The following is a 16038-nucleotide window of genomic DNA, read 5'->3' on the forward strand; positions in this document are numbered from 1 at the left end:
TGATCAGGTTGATAGGTTCGAGGTGGAAGCATGGTGACATGTGGAGCTGACGAATACTAATAGATCGAGGACTTAACCATATAATATGTAGCAAATGTTATCTAGTTTTGAGAGAACATAAAAAACTTGTTGACTTTTAAAGTGAATAAGTTATAATAATGATTGTCTCAAAAGAATAATGTCTGGTAATGATGGCAGAGAGGTCACACCCGTTCCCATACCGAACACGGAAGTTAAGCTCTCTAGCGCCGATGGTAGTTGGGACCTTGTCCCTGTGAGAGTAGGACGTTGCCAGGCAATATTATTCCGCAGTAGCTCAGCGGTAGAGCTATCGGCTGTTAACCGATCGGTCGTAGGTTCGATTCCTACCTGCGGAGCCATTGGAGAGCTGTCCGAGTTGGCCGAAGGAGCACGATTGGAAATCGTGTATACGTCACAAGCGTATCAAGGGTTCGAATCCCTTGCTCTCCGCCATAGGATTTATAATATTTGGCCCGTTGGTCAAGTGGTTAAGACACCGCCCTTTCACGGCGGTAACACGGGTTCGAATCCCGTACGGGTCACCACTTTGGAGGATTAGCTCAGCTGGGAGAGCACCTGCCTTACAAGCAGGGGGTCGGCGGTTCGATCCCGTCATCCTCCACCATATAAATTATATGAATAGTATTATCGCGGGGTGGAGCAGCACGGTAGCTCGTCGGGCTCATAACCCGAAGGTCGCAGGTTCAAATCCTGTCCCCGCAACCAAATGGTCCCGTGGTGTAGTGGTTAACATGCCTGCCTGTCACGCAGGAGATCGCCGGTTCGACCCCGGTCGGGACCGCCATTTTAATAAGGCTCGGTAGCTCAGTCGGTAGAGCAGAGGACTGAAAATCCTCGTGTCGGCGGTTCGATTCCGTCCCGAGCCACCATTTATCTTAATCATATACGCCGGCTTAGCTCAATTGGTAGAGCAACTGACTTGTAATCAGTAGGTTGGGGGTTCAAGTCCTCTAGCCGGCACCATGTAAGTTTCGGAGGGGTAGCGAAGTGGCTAAACGCGGCGGACTGTAAATCCGCTCCTTCGGGTTCGGCAGTTCGAATCTGCCCCCCTCCACCATTTACATAGGGGCATAGTTTAAAGGTAGAACTGAGGTCTCCAAAACCTCCAGTGTGGGTTCGATTCCTACTGCCCCTGCCAAATATATTTACACAACATGGCGGTTGTGGCGAAGTGGTTAACGCACCGGATTGTGGCTCCGGCATTCGTGGGTTCGATTCCCATCAGTCGCCCCATTTTTATTTTAAAAATTATAAATAATCTAATGGATACTTACATATAATTAAGTAAGAATTCGATGGGCTATAGCCAAGCGGTAAGGCAACGGACTTTGACTCCGTCATGCGCTGGTTCGAATCCAGCTAGCCCAGCCATTTTTGCGGAAGTAGTTCAGTGGTAGAATACAACCTTGCCAAGGTTGGGGTCGCGGGTTCGAATCCCGTCTTCCGCTCCAGTAAAATTTTATATGGCGGCATAGCCAAGTGGTAAGGCAGAGGTCTGCAAAACCTTTATCACCGGTTCAAATCCGGTTGCCGCCTTTTCTTTTGTGCCGATGTGGCGGAATTGGCAGACGCGCACGACTCAAAATCGTGTTCCTTCGGGAGTGTCGGTTCGACCCCGACCATCGGTATCACGAACGGCGTAATAAAAAGACTCTACACCAAATGTGTAGAGTCTTTTTATATTTTCATCACACTACAAAATAAGCATAAATAGTGTGTTGGTGAAATGGTAGGATTTTTTTTGCTAAATTATGTTATGTGATTCTAAAATTCGTGATAAATGTAGGAATTCATGTATAATATAACTTGTTGAAAGAACAAAATGATAGTGATTTATATTATGTCTGTAATATGAATCAAAAATGAACTTTTTATATTTCTTTTAAAAATGTGTTGAACACACATTATATTTCATATTAATATTTTTATGTAGATTTAAAACGGGAAAGAGAGTGGAAAGTATGGGTCGTAAATGGAATAATATTAAAGATAAAAAAGCATCAAAAGATGCAAATACAAGCCGTATATACGCGAAATTTGGACGTGAAATTTATGTGGCGGCAAAACAAGGCGAGCCAGATCCAGAATCAAACCAAGCGCTTAGAGTTGTATTAGAACGTGCGAAAACATATAACGTACCAAGAACAATTATTGATCGTGCAGTTGAAAAAGCAAAAGGTGGTTCAGAAGAAAATTATGACGAACTTCGTTATGAAGGATTCGGACCAAATGGAGCTATGGTAATTGTAGATACACTTACAAACAACGTAAACCGTACTGCTGCAGATGTACGAGCTGCATTTAGCAAAAACAGTGGTAACATGGGTGTAAACGGTTCTGTAGCTTACATGTTTGATGCAACAGCTGTTATCGGTCTTGAAGGGAAAACATCAGATGAAGTTCTTGAGATTTTAATGGAAGCAGATGTGGATGCACGTGACATTCTTGAAGAAGAAGATGCTGTTATCGTGTATGCTGAACCAGATCAATTCCACGCAGTACAATCTGCTCTTAAAGATGCTGGCGTTGAAGAATTTACAGTTGCTGAATTAACAATGCTTGCACAAAACGATGTAACACTTCCTGAAGATGCACAAGCACAATTTGAAAAAATGGTTGATGCATTAGAAGATTTAGAAGATGTGCAACAAGTTTACCACAACGTAGACTTAGGTGAATAATACGATAGAAGCCCCTTTTCGTTTAACGGATAGGGGCTTCTTTTTATGAATTTCATTAAGGTGATGAATGAGTAAAGGTATTTTGTTGTAGATAGGGAATATGCTTATAGGGATATATGAAATATTCATTATTGCTAGGAGGCTTAATATGGAGCATAAAACACCAAAGCATATCGTTGCTGTAGCAGGTTATTTAACAAATAAAAAAGATGAAGTGTTACTAGCTAAAGTACATTGGCGATCGGATACGTGGGAGTTGCCTGGAGGACAGGTGGAAGAAGGAGAAGCGCTTGATCAAGCAGTTTGTAGGGAAATAAAGGAGGAAACAGGATTAACGGTGAAGCCTATCGGTATTACAGGAGTTTATTACAATGCTTCCATGAACATTCTAGCTGTTGTTTTTAAAGTGGCATATGTGAGCGGTGAAATAAAAATTCAACCTGAAGAAATACAAGAGGCTAAATTTGTGGCTTTAAACGAAGAGAACATAAATGAGTATATAACGCGTCCTCATATGAAATCCAGAACGCTTGATGCGATGAGAGCAACACATTTTATTCCGTATGAAACGTGGGAAGTGCAGCCGTATAACTTAATAGGAAGATTGTAAAGAAAAGAGTAGTCGATTTGAGACACAATCAAATCACTACTCTTTTTTGTATATTGTTTAAGAAAAAGGTCAAAATAATAATAGCGTTAGTATTGATTTAAAGAACGTTTGTTCTGTATAATATATGATATATTATGTACATTTAGATTACTAGATACTCAAAATTATATATATTTGTAGATGATATAATGAAAATAGGGTGCTTTAATAGAGAAAGTATAATAGCCTTAAGAGTTAATCTGCTATTGATTTAGCATAATCTATATTCAATATTTCAGATGAATAGTAGATAAAAAAGGACTGTGATACAATACTTTTTTATCCCGCTATTTGTCGGCTAGCCAGATTGTTGTGGTCTGATTAAAGTTTCAATTTATACCTTACAATGATGTAAGGTATGTGTAAGAGAAATCGATGGGATATTTTTTTACAACAAGGTATTCTTAAAGTAAGAATTATACGCTGTGTGGAAAAGAGGTGTTTAAGATGAAAGAACGAGTATTATCTAGGGTGAACTATCATCAAAAAGTTGCATTAAATCCAATGACTAAGTTTTTTTATAAAGCCATTATTTTATTATTATTGTTAAGTTTCGCGTTATTATTCATTGGAAATGTAATGATCGAGAAAAGTGATATTAGTAAATTACATGTACCGGCTAAGTTAGAGGTGCCAGAATCATTAACACATGCATTTATTGCGACAGAAGATAAAAGGTTTTATCATCATAACGGTTTAGATTATATAGCGATTATCAGAGCGTCTGTTGAGAATATAAAAGCTGGTGGTGTTGTGCAAGGCGGTAGTACAATTACACAACAGTTATCAAAAAATGCTTTTTTAACGAATGAACGTACATTTTCTCGCAAGTGGAAAGAAATTTTTTATACAAAAAAAATTGAACGTACATTTACAAAGGATGAAATTTTAAAATTATATGTAAGTAATATTTATTACGGAGAAGGAGCATGGGGAATTGAAAAAGCAGCAAACCTATACTTCGGTAAAAAGGTGAGCCAATTAACATTGGCTGAAAGTGCAATGATGGCTGCTGTAGTAAAGGCACCTGCTTATTACTCACCGGCACAAAATTATGATAAGGCCGTAGAGAGACGAAATGTCGTTTTGAGATTGATGGAGAAAGAAGGCTATATCAATCATGATGAGTATGTGCAAGCAGTTAGTGAGAAGTTAGTCATTCGTCATGATATAAAAACAGAGCAGTCAATGTTAAATAGTGCTCGTGAAAAAGCAGTAAGCTAAAGGAAGTTCCTACATTGGAGCTTCTTTTTTTGAATAAATTGTGACAAATTGTGACACAATATCGTCACAATTATTGTGTTTTTGTAATTTATGTGAGCGTGTTCATTGCGTGACGTATATAAGTGTTGATATTATGTGTATTGTGTACAATGCTGTATACAGAATATGAAATTAAAGAGGAATGTATATGAAATCATCGAACAAACTCATGGCTCTTGGTATAGTTTTTTCCATTGCAGTATTGATTGTGATCGGAACGATTGCGTATAGCATCATAAATGACAAAAAAGATAAAGGGAATGAGATGTTTGCTTATTCCACACAACAATCTTTAGGGAAAGATGATGCTCCGGTTAAGGTAGTTGAATTTGGAGACTTCAAATGTCCTGCTTGTCGTACTTGGGATGTAACAGTATTGCCACGATTAAAAGAAGAGTATATTGATAAAGGTAAAGTGCAGTTATACTTTATTAATTTTCCGTTTATTGGGAAAGACTCTGATTTAGGTGCAGCAGCTGGTGAAGCAATTTATAAACAAGATAAAGATTCATTCTGGACTTTCTATGATGAGATTTATCAAAGTCAAAAGAAAGATACGGAAGAATGGATTACAGAAGAATTACTTCTTAACATTGTGAAAGAGAAGCTTCCGAAAGTTGATGTAGATCAATTTAAGAAAGATTTACACAGTAAAGAAATAAAAGAAAAAGTACGTAAAGATTCAGATCGTGCTCAAAAATTAAAAGTTCAAGGTGCTCCTTCAGTATATATAAACGGAAATCTTGCAAACCCTGATTTCGATAGTATGAAGAAGGCGATTGATAAAGAATTGAAAAAGTGATGAGCTACTCATCACTTTTTCGACTTTTTTCGATAAAATTCTTGCTTCCGCTTTTTTTACATGCTATACTACTTTACATAAGTTATTCTAATATCTTATATGTATTTCATATTTGCGGGTGTAGTTTAGTGGTAAAACAAGAGCCTTCCAAGCTCTGGTCGAGAGTTCGATTCTCTTCACCCGCTCCAAATTTTATTAAATGTTTTTCTATAAATTGTGATCAACGCAGTGTTTCGTTTCCGAGATAAACGAGGCATTGCGTTTTTTAATGTTTGGAAAACATTATTTTATGCGAAAATAGAAGTAAAGAATAGTATTCCAAAAGTGAATTGCTAACCAATAGATCGTTACATAAAGGATGGATTCATCTGAGGAGGCGATTAGGAATGGATTTTGAACAATTAAAGCAAGATGTCATTGCGTATAGTAAAACGATTGGTATAGATAAAATAGGCTTTGCTAGTGCTTCACCATTTGAAGAATTAAAGCAGCGGTTAATCCAGCAGCAACAATTAAATTATCAATCTGGATTTGAAGAGCCTGATATAGAAAAGAGAACGAACCCACAGCTTCTATTACCTGGTGCAAAATCAATTATTGCGATTGCATTAGCGTATCCTTCAAAATTAAAAAATGCACCATTAAGTAAGCGTGGAGAACGCCGTGGGATTTTTTGTCGTGCTTCTTGGGGACAAGATTATCATTTAGTTTTACGAGATCGTTTGCAGAAATTAGAAGCATATTTAATCGAAAAACTTCCCGATATAGAAGTTAAGTCAATGGTTGATACGGGTGAATTAAGTGATCGAGCTGTTTCAGAGCGTGCTGGTATTGGATGGAGCGGTAAGAACTGCTCTATTATTACACCTGAATTTGGTTCGTATGTATATTTAGGAGAAATGATTACAAACGTTCCATTCCCACCAGATCAGCCGATAGAAGATCAATGCGGGAACTGTACAAAGTGTATTGATATTTGTCCTACAGGTGCTTTAATACAAGGAGGACAGTTAGATTCGAAGAAGTGCATAGCATTTTTAACACAGACGAAAGGATTTCTACCGGAAGAGTATCGCGACAAAATAGGTAATCGTATTTATGGATGTGATACGTGTCAGACAGTTTGTCCGAAAAATAAAGGAATGGATTTTCATAATCACCCTGAGATGGAACCAAATCCTGAGTTAGTTAAGCCGTTATTAACACCACTTTTAACAATTAGCAATCGTGATTTTAAAGAGAAATATGGAATTATGTCTGGTTCATGGAGAGGTAAAAAACCGTTGCAACGAAATGCAATTTTGGCACTTGCGCATTTTAAAGAGGCATCAGCAATTCCAGATTTAATTGATGTTATGAAAGACGATCCAAGACCAGTACTTCGCGGAACAGCAGCGTGGGCGCTTGGGAAAATTGGTGGAGACGGCGTGGGCGAAGCTATTGAAAAAGCGATGCAACGTGAGAAAGACGAAGAGGTTCTTCATGAAATGAATCGCGGACTTGAATTGTTAGCGCAGAAAAAAGAGTAGATAATATCTCCCTTTTTCATATTGTAATATGGGAGGGAGACGAAATGGTTGTAAAAATAAATATTGAAAAGCAAGTCCAACACTTTTTAGCATATATAACAGAGAAACGAACAAATGTAGATGGTATTGCTGAAGATTTATTACAAATAGCAAAGAGAAAGAAACAATTATTTCAAAAGCGTAATGCAGAGATAGTAAAAGCAACTGCGGACGTTTCTTTTATGAGGCAATTAAATAATAGCAATCATCAAGAAATTGATTATCAAATACATTTTAAATATTTAATTAAGCATAAAGAATTATTTTATATTGAAGAGGAACAATTAAAACGAAGAGTTTGTTTAAATAGTAGCCGGATAATAGGTGATTATGCTATTGAAGTGCCAGAGGTAGTTAGAATGAGTGAGCCATTAGAAAGGGAAGTTACAAAAGAGAAGTATGGCTCCTATCAGTATAACCGTTTAGAGGCAGTTAAATATGCAGAACGTTGGTGGGATGATCGAAACCCTGTATATCGTAATTTCCCTGATAACTGTACGAATTTTATTTCTCAATGTCTTCATACTGGAGAAGTACCAATGAATGGATATCCTAATATTCGCAAAGGATGGTGGCAAAGGGAGAATCAGTGGAGTTGGAGCTGGGCTGTTGCACACTCTTTTTATTGGTATTTGTCAGGTGCTACATCAGGACTTCGAGCTGAAGCTGTAGAAAGGCCAGAGGATCTTATTCTTGGTGATGTCATCGCTTATGATTTCGAGGATGATGGTAGGTGGAATCATACGACGATTGTAGTAGCAAAAGACGCAGATGGTATGCCGCTTGTAAATGCACATTCAGCGAATAGCCGTCGGCGTTATTGGAACTATGAAGATTCTAGTAAATATACACCACAAATGAAATATAAATTCTTTCATATTATTAATGGGTAGAGATTTTTCGCTCAAGTGGTATAATACGTAGTAGACAAAAAACAGAGGTGAATATCGCGTGGGAGTACATGTTGTTTTATATCAACCAGAAATTCCAGCAAATACAGGAAATATTGCTCGTACTTGTGCAGCAACTGGAACAGAATTACATTTGATTAGACCGCTTGGATTTTCAACGGATGATAAAATGCTAAAGCGTGCAGGATTAGATTATTGGCAGCACGTGAAAATTACGTATTATGATTCAATTGAAGAGTTTTATGAGAAAAATAAAGACGGTGAGTTCTTCTATTTAACAAAGTATGGCGAGAAAGCTCATACAGCGTTTGATTATAGTAAACGTGAGAAGGATTACTACTTTGTATTTGGAAGAGAAACGAACGGCTTACCAGCTAATGTAATCGAAGAAAATTTCGATCATTGTTTACGTATTCCAATGACTGATAAAGTGCGTTCATTAAATTTATCAAATACAGCAGCTATTTTAATTTATGAAGCGTTCCGTCAACAAAATTATCCAGGATTAGATTTAGAAATTGTTTATTAAAAGTCGCCATATGGCGGCTTTTTTTTTTAAAATAAAAATAAATATGGAATCATACATTTAAAAAAGGGTACATAGTCATATAGAATGGTGATATATGAATAAAAATAGATCAGACAGGTTGAGATAAATATGAAGGAACAATATCGTAATCAAAATACCTTTTTAAGTATGATAGATATGGATTTAATAAGAAGAGGATTATTACATGCTATTCAAGATTTAGTATTTATTGTGAAAGTTATGGATGATGAAAGCTTTACATATATTTATGTAAATAAGATAGGTATGGATTATGCAAAGCTAAGCGAAGAATGTTATGGAAAAACGTTTTCTGAAGTATTGCCGAAAGATACGGCGGAAATATTGCAAGTGCAATATGCAAAAGTAGCGAGCGAAGCAAAAGCACATACCTTTTGTGATGTAGTTAGTTTACCAACTGGTAATTTACATTATGAATCTTCACTTAATCCTGTATTTGATGAAGAAGGAGTATGTCAGTTTATTATTTGTATTACGAGGGATATTACAGCTCAAATTGAGGAGAAGATTGAAATAGAGGAAAAACAAATGTTATTTAAGTCATTACTAGAATATAATAATGACTCCATTATATCTATAGATTCTATAGGTAGAATTACATACGCGAATCCAGCAACGTATGAAATATTTGGATATCGATATGAAGAATTAAATAATAAATTTATCTTTGAATTTATTAATAAAGAATATGAAAAAGATTTTCAAATTATATTTAAAGGATCCATGCAAGGAAAAGCAAAGCAAATTGTTTCAAAGAAATATGTTCATAAAGAAGGGTACGAGCTCTATATTTCTCTGAGAACTATTCCGATTATTGTGAACGGTGAAATTGTTGGGGTTTATATTGTTACGAGGGATGTTACAAGGCAAGTATTAAACGAGATGAGAACGGAATATTTAGCTTATTATGACCAGTTAACAGGATTAATGAATAGAATTTCATGTGCAAATAAGTTAAATGATTTTTTAAATGAGAAGATAGATTTTGCGTTTATCTTTATAGATTTAGATGAATTTCACCTTATTAATGATACTTTTGGTCATAAAGAAGGAGATAAAGTATTACAAAAAGTGACAGAATGTTTAAGCAGTATCCAAATAAGCGGTATGCACTTATTTAGAGAACACGATGATCAATTTGTTATGTTAATAGAAAATATAACGAAAGAACGTGTAGAGGGAGTTGCAAAAAACATACTGAAAAGGATTAGTGAACATTTTGTAATCGAAGAAGAGGACGTATATTTAAGTGCGTCAATCGGAATTGTAATGGCTCCAACAGATGGAGAAGATGAAAAAATATTATTCCAAAGAGTTGATGCTGCTTTGGAAAAAGCGAAAGAAAAAGGAAAAGGGCATTATTATTTTTATTGCAGTGGGTTAGATTGTGAGCGTGAACAAAGATTTATAATAGAAAACCAATTACATCGTGCTATAGAAAAAAATGAATTCTTCTTATATTATCAGCCGCAAATTAATATTGAAACGAAAAAAATAGCTAGTATGGAGGCTTTAATAAGGTGGGAGAATAAAGAATTAGGATTTGTCTCTCCAAATCAATTTATTCCGCTAGCAGAAAGAACAGGGTTTATTATTAAGCTTGATGAATGGGTAGTAAATGAAGTGTGTCGGCAAATACGTGAATGGTTAAATAAAGGATATGAAGTTGTCCCAATTGCAGTTAATATTTCAGCCAGGCATTTTCGCTCTATTACATTAATAGAGATGATTACACGAGCTTTACATAAGTACAATGTACCAGCTCATTTATTAGCGATAGAGGTTACAGAAGGAGCCCTTATACATAAAGATATATCGAAAAGAGTATTGCTACAATTAAAAGAACAAAATTTAAAGATTCATTTAGATGATTTTGGTACAGGATATTCATCTTTAAGTTATTTAAAAACGTATCCAATTGATACTTTGAAAATTGATCGTTCTTTTATGGAAGGTATACATGTAGATGAACGCGATACGAATATTACGGCTGCAATTATTCATTTGGCTCATACTTTGGAATTGAATGTAATTGCAGAAGGGGTAGAAAAAGCGGAACAAATACAATTTTTGAAGGAAAAGAATGTGAAGTTCGTACAAGGTTATTATTATAGCCGCCCTTTATCAAAATATGATGTGGAAAATGTGTATTATAAAGTGGAACTTTAATCAGTGGGGGGGTTCTTCATCCCCCACTGATTATCAGCCCTCACCAATCGGACTTGAATGAGAGCAGCCCGACCCCCATCTAATTTCTTTGCTTTCGCTGAATTTTGAGGCAGGGGTCTTACTGCCCGTTAAAGCGGGATAAATAATTGATAAAAAAAAGTGATGTGCTAAGAAGCACATCACTTTTTATGTGTACCGGGTTTATCATTGTAACCAGATGTAAAAATAGCTGTAAGAAATGTGAGTGATACACCTAAAATTAATAATAATTTCATACTAATATCCCTCCTATTTTTCAGTTTACGAATCTGAAATATGAATCGAAATGTATGTAATGTTCTTGGAAGAAAAGAATTTATTTAAAATGAATAGAGGTGTAAAAACTTTAATACCTATATTATACAGAATTTTCTTTGAATTTTGGAGAGAATTTTATAGCACTACTGTATATTTCATTTTGATTTAAAGAATGTTTAAGGACATCCTAGCATACCTTTTATAATAATCCGATTGAACAAGGAGATGGGGGAGGAGCTATAATGGATATTCTAAAAAAAATTGAACAGCATCGAGAAGCAGAAGAACGCTTACAATGGGAAGGTACGTTTGCGGAGTATTTGGAGCTTGTGAAGGAAAGACCATGGGTGGCTCAAACAGCACACTCTCGCATTTACAATATGATAAAAGATGCTGGAATTGAAGAAGTTGATGGTAGAAGAAAGTATAACTTCTTTAGTAATCAGCTATTTGGGTTAGAGGATGCTTTAGAACGTCTTGTAGAGGAATATTTTCATCCGTCTGCAAAACGATTAGATGTTAGAAAACGTATTTTATTATTAATGGGTCCTGTTAGTGGAGGGAAATCAACATTAGTTACGATGTTGAAACGAGGATTAGAAACATATTCACGAACAGATCGAGGAGCAATTTTTGCAATTAAAGGATGCCCAATGCATGAGGATCCACTTCATTTAATTCCGCATCATTTACGAGATGATTTCTTTGATGAGTATGGGGTTAGAATTGAAGGTAATTTATCACCACTCAACGTTATGCGTCTAGAACAAGAATATGGTTCGAGAATTGAGGATGTAGTTGTAGAGCGTATTTTCTTCTCGGAAGATCGCCGTACAGGGATTGGTACATTTAGCCCGTCTGATCCTAAATCACAAGATATTGCCGATTTAACAGGTAGCCTGGACTTTTCTACAATCGCAGAATATGGTTCAGAATCAGATCCACGAGCGTATCGCTTCGATGGGGAATTAAATAAGGCAAACCGTGGGATGATGGAATTCCAAGAGATGTTAAAATGCGACGAGAAGTTTTTATGGCATTTATTATCGCTTACGCAAGAAGGGAATTTCAAAGCGGGAAGATTTGCGCTTATTTCAGCAGATGAATTAATTGTAGCGCATACGAATGAAACGGAGTATCGCTCTTTCATAGCAAATAAGAAAAATGAAGCATTACACTCAAGAATTATTGTAATGCCAGTTCCATATAATTTACGAGTGAGTGAAGAAGAACATATTTATGAAAAAATGATTCGTGAAAGTGATGTGTCCAATGTTCACATTGCGCCACACACACTTCGCGTTGCAGCAATGTTTACAATTTTAACTCGTTTAAAAGATCCGAAGCGTCCGGATATTGATTTAATTAAAAAGATGCGTTTATATGATGGAGAAACAGTAGAAGGTTATAATGCGATTGATGTAGAAGAGCTGCAACGTGAATATCAAGATGAGGGCATGAGCGGTATTGATCCTCGTTATGTGATTAACCGAATTTCTTCTACAATTATTCGAAAAGAGGTACCATCTATTAACGCATTAGATGTACTTAGATCGCTAAAAGACGGGTTGGATCAGCATCCGTCAATTAGTAATGAAGATCGAGAGCGTTATATGAATTTCATCTCATTAGCAAGAAAAGAATATGATGAAATTGCGAAGAAAGAAGTACAAAAAGCATTTGTGTATTCATATGAAGAATCAGCGAAGACACTTATGGATAATTACTTAGATAACGTTGAAGCATATTGCAATAAATCAAAATTACGTGACCCATTAACAGGTGAAGAAATGAGTCCAGATGAAAAGCTAATGCGTTCAATTGAGGAGCAAATTGGAATTTCAGAAAATGCAAAGAAAGCATTCCGTGAAGAAATTTTAATTCGCATTTCTGCTTATGCGCGTAAAGGAAAACGCTTTGATTATAACTCACATGAGCGCCTTCGCGAAGCGATTCAGAAAAAACTATTTGCTGATTTAAAAGATATAGTGAAAATTACAACATCAACGAAAACACCAGACGAAAATCAGCTTAAGAAAATTAATGATGTTGTTGCACGCTTAATTGATGAGCACGGCTATAATTCTTCATCTGCGAATGAATTATTACGCTATGTAGGTAGCCTGCTAAACCGATAGTTTGATAACAAAACGCTGTCTCTTGTATTTTGCGGGACAGCGTTTTATTATCCATTCATATGTGCAAAGTGTCATACCTTGTCCAAATATAATAAATTAAGATGCAATTTCATGAATTTATTGTCAATTATTTTTACAATATGCATATGATAGAGTAACCAACCATTCATACGAAAAAAGCCAACACAATACAATATGTTGCAAAGTGTAAATGTGTGCAACTATGCATTGTGTTTCTTTCTTATCAAAGGCTGAATGATTCTTTTCTAGTATGTGAGTGGCAAAATTTTGTTTAGGATGCTCGGAGTATTATATGAATAACGTTATATATGTTTATGGGATGATTTTTGATGGGCAGTTACCTTTCATTCTAGCTGGCACAGTATAAAACAAAATTTCTAGCTTGCTGTTCATATAGGAAGACAATTACAGTAAGGAGGGAAAGAAATGGGTGAAGAAAACCAACCAAATTATACGATTTCACAGGAAAACTGGTCCCTCCATCGCAAAGGATATGACGACCAACAACGCCATCAAGAGAAAGTACAAGAGGCAATTAAGAATAATTTACCCGATCTTGTAACAGAAGAAAGCATTGTTATGTCTAATGGTAAGGATGTTGTAAAAATACCGATTCGTTCTTTAGATGAATATAAGATTAGGTACAATTATGATAAAAACAAACACGTTGGGCAAGGAAATGGTGACAGCAAAGTTGGTGATGTCGTTGCGAGAGATGGATCAGGTGGTCAAAAGCAAAAAGGACCAGGAAAAGGGCAAGGAGCAGGGGATGCGGCTGGAGAAGATTATTATGAAGCTGAAGTCTCTATTTTAGAATTAGAGCAAGCATTTTTCAAAGAGTTAGAGCTGCCTAATTTAAAGAGAAAAGAAATGGATGAAAACCGAATTGAGCATGTTGAATTTAATGACATTAGAAAAACAGGATTATGGGGCAACATTGATAAGAAAAGAACGATGATATCCGCATATAAACGAAATGCGATGCGTGGTAAAGCATCTTTTCATCCGATTCACCAAGAAGACTTAAAGTTTCGTACTTGGAATGAAGTGTTAAAGCCAGATTCAAAAGCTGTTGTATTAGCGATGATGGATACGAGTGGATCGATGGGAATATGGGAGAAATATATGGCGCGGAGCTTCTTTTTCTGGATGACGAGATTTCTACGTACAAAGTATGAAACAGTAGATATTGAATTTATTGCCCATCATACGGAGGCAAAAGTAGTTCCAGAGGAAGAGTTTTTCTCAAAAGGAGAAAGTGGCGGAACAATTTGTTCTTCTGTATACAAAAAAGCACTCGAGCTAATTGATAATAAATACTCACCAGACCGCTATAATATTTATCCATTCCATTTTTCAGACGGTGATAATTTAACATCAGATAATGCTAGATGTGTAAAACTTGTTGAAGAATTAATGAAGAAGTGTAATATGTTTGGGTATGGGGAAGTGAATCAGTACAACCGCCATAGTACTCTCATGTCGGCCTATAAAAATATTAAAGACGAGAATTTCAGATATTATATTTTAAAGCAAAAAGCAGATGTATTCCATGCGATGAAGAGCTTTTTTAGAGAAGAATCAGGAGAGAAAATGGCATAACCCCTTTTTAAGGGGTTATTTTTTTGTAAACTTTTTATTTTTTTAGTTGACAATGATAATGAAAATCATTATCACTTATTCGAGAAATGATTACATTTTGAATTATATATTTTGGAGGAGATGTAAAGTTGAAGAAAAACAGAAGAAAGCGTATAAATGCAATGGTTATAGCGGCGGCGTTATCACTTCCATTCGCTGTGTATTCAACACCTGCTTTAGCAGCAGCGGCAATTGAGGCAAATAAGGCTGGACATGTTTTAGAAGATGGTACATATGATGCTGTTATTAAAGCTTATAAAGATAAAACGAATGAAGAGTCAATGGCAGCTGTTTACATAAAGGATCCAAAATTAACGATTGAGAATGGCAAGAAAATTGTAACGGCAACGTTAAGTGATAGTGATTTCTTTCAATACTTGAAAACAGAGGGTATTCATACTCCTGGTGTGTTTCATGATGTGAAAGTAATATCAGAAGATAAAAAGAAAAATGGAACGAAAGTGATTCAATTTGAAGTTGGAGAATTAGGAAAAAGATATAACATGCAAATGCATATTTATATTCCGACAATGTTTTATGACAATAAGTATCAAGTACAGTTTGAAGTAAATACATTAAATTTAGAAAATAATGTTCCTGAAGAACAAAAGGGAAATAAAGAGGATAAATCAGAAAAACAAGATGAAAATGCAAATGTAATATTAGATAAACAATTACAAAGGCATATTAATAAATATAACTTAGGTAGAGAAAATTTAAATGATCCAATAACTAAAGAAGATTTATTACAAGTGAAATCTTTAATCGTAGTTGAGGCAAAAAGTAAAGGAATAAAAGATATAAGTGGCTTAGAATATATGACGAACTTAGAAAGCTTAACGTTGGAAGAAGTTAAGTTAGAAAATATACAATTTATCTCGAAGTTGAGACAACTGAAGTCAGTCAGTATAACTTATAGCGAACTCGAAGATATTGGGCCTTTGGCTGAATTAGAGCATATTGAGACTTTACTTTTAAGAAATAATAAAATTTCTGATTTAAATCCTTTGAGTAAAATGAAAAATGTAAAAATATTAGATGTAAATAGTAATCATATAAAAGATATTACACCATTATTTACAGTGAAATCTTTAAGGACTTTGACTGTAGCAAATAATCAAATTAGTAATGATAATCTTGCTGGGATTGAGCAATTGAAAAATGTAAAGAAATTATCTTTAAGTAACAATGGACTTACTAATATTGAACATATTACATCAATGAAAAAATTAGTAGAGTTAGATCTTGCTAAAAATGAATTAGAAAACATCGAACCTTTATCCAGATT

At 35.4% G+C, this 16038-nt stretch carries 11 protein-coding genes, 16 tRNA genes and 1 rRNA gene; all 28 read left to right on the forward strand.

Features of this window, described 5'->3' with window-relative positions:
- Positions 1 to 181: 181 nt before the first annotated feature.
- Positions 182 to 297, forward strand: a 5S ribosomal RNA gene (gene rrf / locus MR079_RS24145).
- A gap of 8 nt (positions 298 to 305) precedes the next feature.
- Positions 306 to 380, forward strand: a tRNA-Asn gene (locus MR079_RS24150).
- Between the two features lie 2 nt (positions 381 to 382).
- Positions 383 to 474, forward strand: a tRNA-Ser gene (locus MR079_RS24155).
- Positions 475 to 491: 17 nt separating this feature from the next.
- A tRNA-Glu gene (locus tag MR079_RS24160) sits at positions 492 to 566 on the forward strand.
- Between the two features lie 4 nt (positions 567 to 570).
- Positions 571 to 646, forward strand: a tRNA-Val gene (locus MR079_RS24165).
- A 24-nt stretch (positions 647 to 670) separates the two neighbouring features.
- Positions 671 to 747, forward strand: a tRNA-Met gene (locus MR079_RS24170).
- Between the two features lie 3 nt (positions 748 to 750).
- Positions 751 to 826, forward strand: a tRNA-Asp gene (locus tag MR079_RS24175).
- A gap of 9 nt (positions 827 to 835) precedes the next feature.
- Positions 836 to 911 (forward strand) — tRNA-Phe (locus MR079_RS24180).
- 18 nt (positions 912 to 929) lie between these two features.
- A tRNA-Thr gene (locus MR079_RS24185) sits at positions 930 to 1005 on the forward strand.
- A gap of 10 nt (positions 1006 to 1015) precedes the next feature.
- A tRNA-Tyr gene (locus MR079_RS24190) sits at positions 1016 to 1099 on the forward strand.
- A gap of 7 nt (positions 1100 to 1106) precedes the next feature.
- Positions 1107 to 1180: transfer RNA gene (locus MR079_RS24195), tRNA-Trp, on the forward strand.
- Positions 1181 to 1199: 19 nt separating this feature from the next.
- Positions 1200 to 1275 (forward strand) — tRNA-His (locus tag MR079_RS24200).
- A gap of 63 nt (positions 1276 to 1338) precedes the next feature.
- Positions 1339 to 1413 (forward strand) — tRNA-Gln (locus MR079_RS24205).
- Between the two features lie 5 nt (positions 1414 to 1418).
- Positions 1419 to 1493: transfer RNA gene (locus MR079_RS24210), tRNA-Gly, on the forward strand.
- Positions 1494 to 1507: 14 nt separating this feature from the next.
- A tRNA-Cys gene (locus tag MR079_RS24215) sits at positions 1508 to 1578 on the forward strand.
- A gap of 10 nt (positions 1579 to 1588) precedes the next feature.
- Positions 1589 to 1670, forward strand: a tRNA-Leu gene (locus tag MR079_RS24220).
- Between the two features lie 333 nt (positions 1671 to 2003).
- Positions 2004 to 2723 (forward strand): YebC/PmpR family DNA-binding transcriptional regulator, encoded by a 720-nt coding sequence (locus MR079_RS24225; RefSeq protein WP_000532948.1) that lies wholly within the window; start codon positions 2004 to 2006, stop codon positions 2721 to 2723.
- Between the two features lie 148 nt (positions 2724 to 2871).
- On the forward strand, positions 2872 to 3333 hold the full coding sequence (locus MR079_RS24230) for an NUDIX hydrolase (protein WP_242294793.1): 462 nt from the start codon (positions 2872 to 2874) through the stop codon (positions 3331 to 3333).
- A gap of 486 nt (positions 3334 to 3819) precedes the next feature.
- Positions 3820 to 4596, forward strand: a complete 777-nt coding sequence (locus MR079_RS24235) for a transglycosylase domain-containing protein (RefSeq protein WP_139869339.1) — start codon at positions 3820 to 3822, stop codon at positions 4594 to 4596.
- Positions 4597 to 4783: 187 nt separating this feature from the next.
- Entirely contained in the window at positions 4784 to 5437 is a 654-nt protein-coding gene (locus tag MR079_RS24240; RefSeq protein ID WP_000842720.1) for a DsbA family protein, read from the forward strand.
- Between the two features lie 114 nt (positions 5438 to 5551).
- Positions 5552 to 5625, forward strand: a tRNA-Gly gene (locus tag MR079_RS24245).
- Between the two features lie 198 nt (positions 5626 to 5823).
- Complete coding sequence (queG, locus tag MR079_RS24250) at positions 5824 to 6966, forward strand: tRNA epoxyqueuosine(34) reductase QueG (protein ID WP_139869340.1); 1143 nt, start codon at positions 5824 to 5826, stop codon at positions 6964 to 6966.
- Between the two features lie 44 nt (positions 6967 to 7010).
- Positions 7011 to 7898 carry an amidase domain-containing protein gene (locus MR079_RS24255; RefSeq protein WP_242294794.1) on the forward strand — a complete coding sequence of 296 codons (888 nt, stop codon included), beginning with the start codon at positions 7011 to 7013 and terminating at the stop codon, positions 7896 to 7898.
- A gap of 58 nt (positions 7899 to 7956) precedes the next feature.
- Positions 7957 to 8445, forward strand: coding sequence for a tRNA (uridine(34)/cytosine(34)/5-carboxymethylaminomethyluridine(34)-2'-O)-methyltransferase TrmL (gene trmL, locus MR079_RS24260; protein WP_000538147.1), 489 nt, complete (start codon positions 7957 to 7959; stop codon positions 8443 to 8445).
- Between the two features lie 129 nt (positions 8446 to 8574).
- Positions 8575 to 10653 (forward strand): sensor domain-containing protein, encoded by a 2079-nt coding sequence (locus MR079_RS24265; protein WP_139869342.1) that lies wholly within the window; start codon positions 8575 to 8577, stop codon positions 10651 to 10653.
- Between the two features lie 539 nt (positions 10654 to 11192).
- Positions 11193 to 13088 (forward strand): PrkA family serine protein kinase, encoded by a 1896-nt coding sequence (locus tag MR079_RS24270; protein WP_000353283.1) that lies wholly within the window; start codon positions 11193 to 11195, stop codon positions 13086 to 13088.
- A 447-nt stretch (positions 13089 to 13535) separates the two neighbouring features.
- Positions 13536 to 14711 carry a sporulation protein YhbH gene (gene yhbH / locus MR079_RS24275; RefSeq protein ID WP_000503513.1) on the forward strand — a complete coding sequence of 392 codons (1176 nt, stop codon included), beginning with the start codon at positions 13536 to 13538 and terminating at the stop codon, positions 14709 to 14711.
- A gap of 128 nt (positions 14712 to 14839) precedes the next feature.
- On the forward strand, positions 14840 to 16038 hold a 1199-nt coding region (locus tag MR079_RS24280), incomplete at its 3' end, for an NEAT domain-containing protein (protein WP_242294795.1).

Origin of the sequence: Bacillus cereus group sp. BfR-BA-01381 (genome assembly GCF_022663555.1) — a bacterium.
Lineage (GTDB): Bacteria > Bacillota > Bacilli > Bacillales > Bacillaceae_G > Bacillus_A > Bacillus_A pacificus.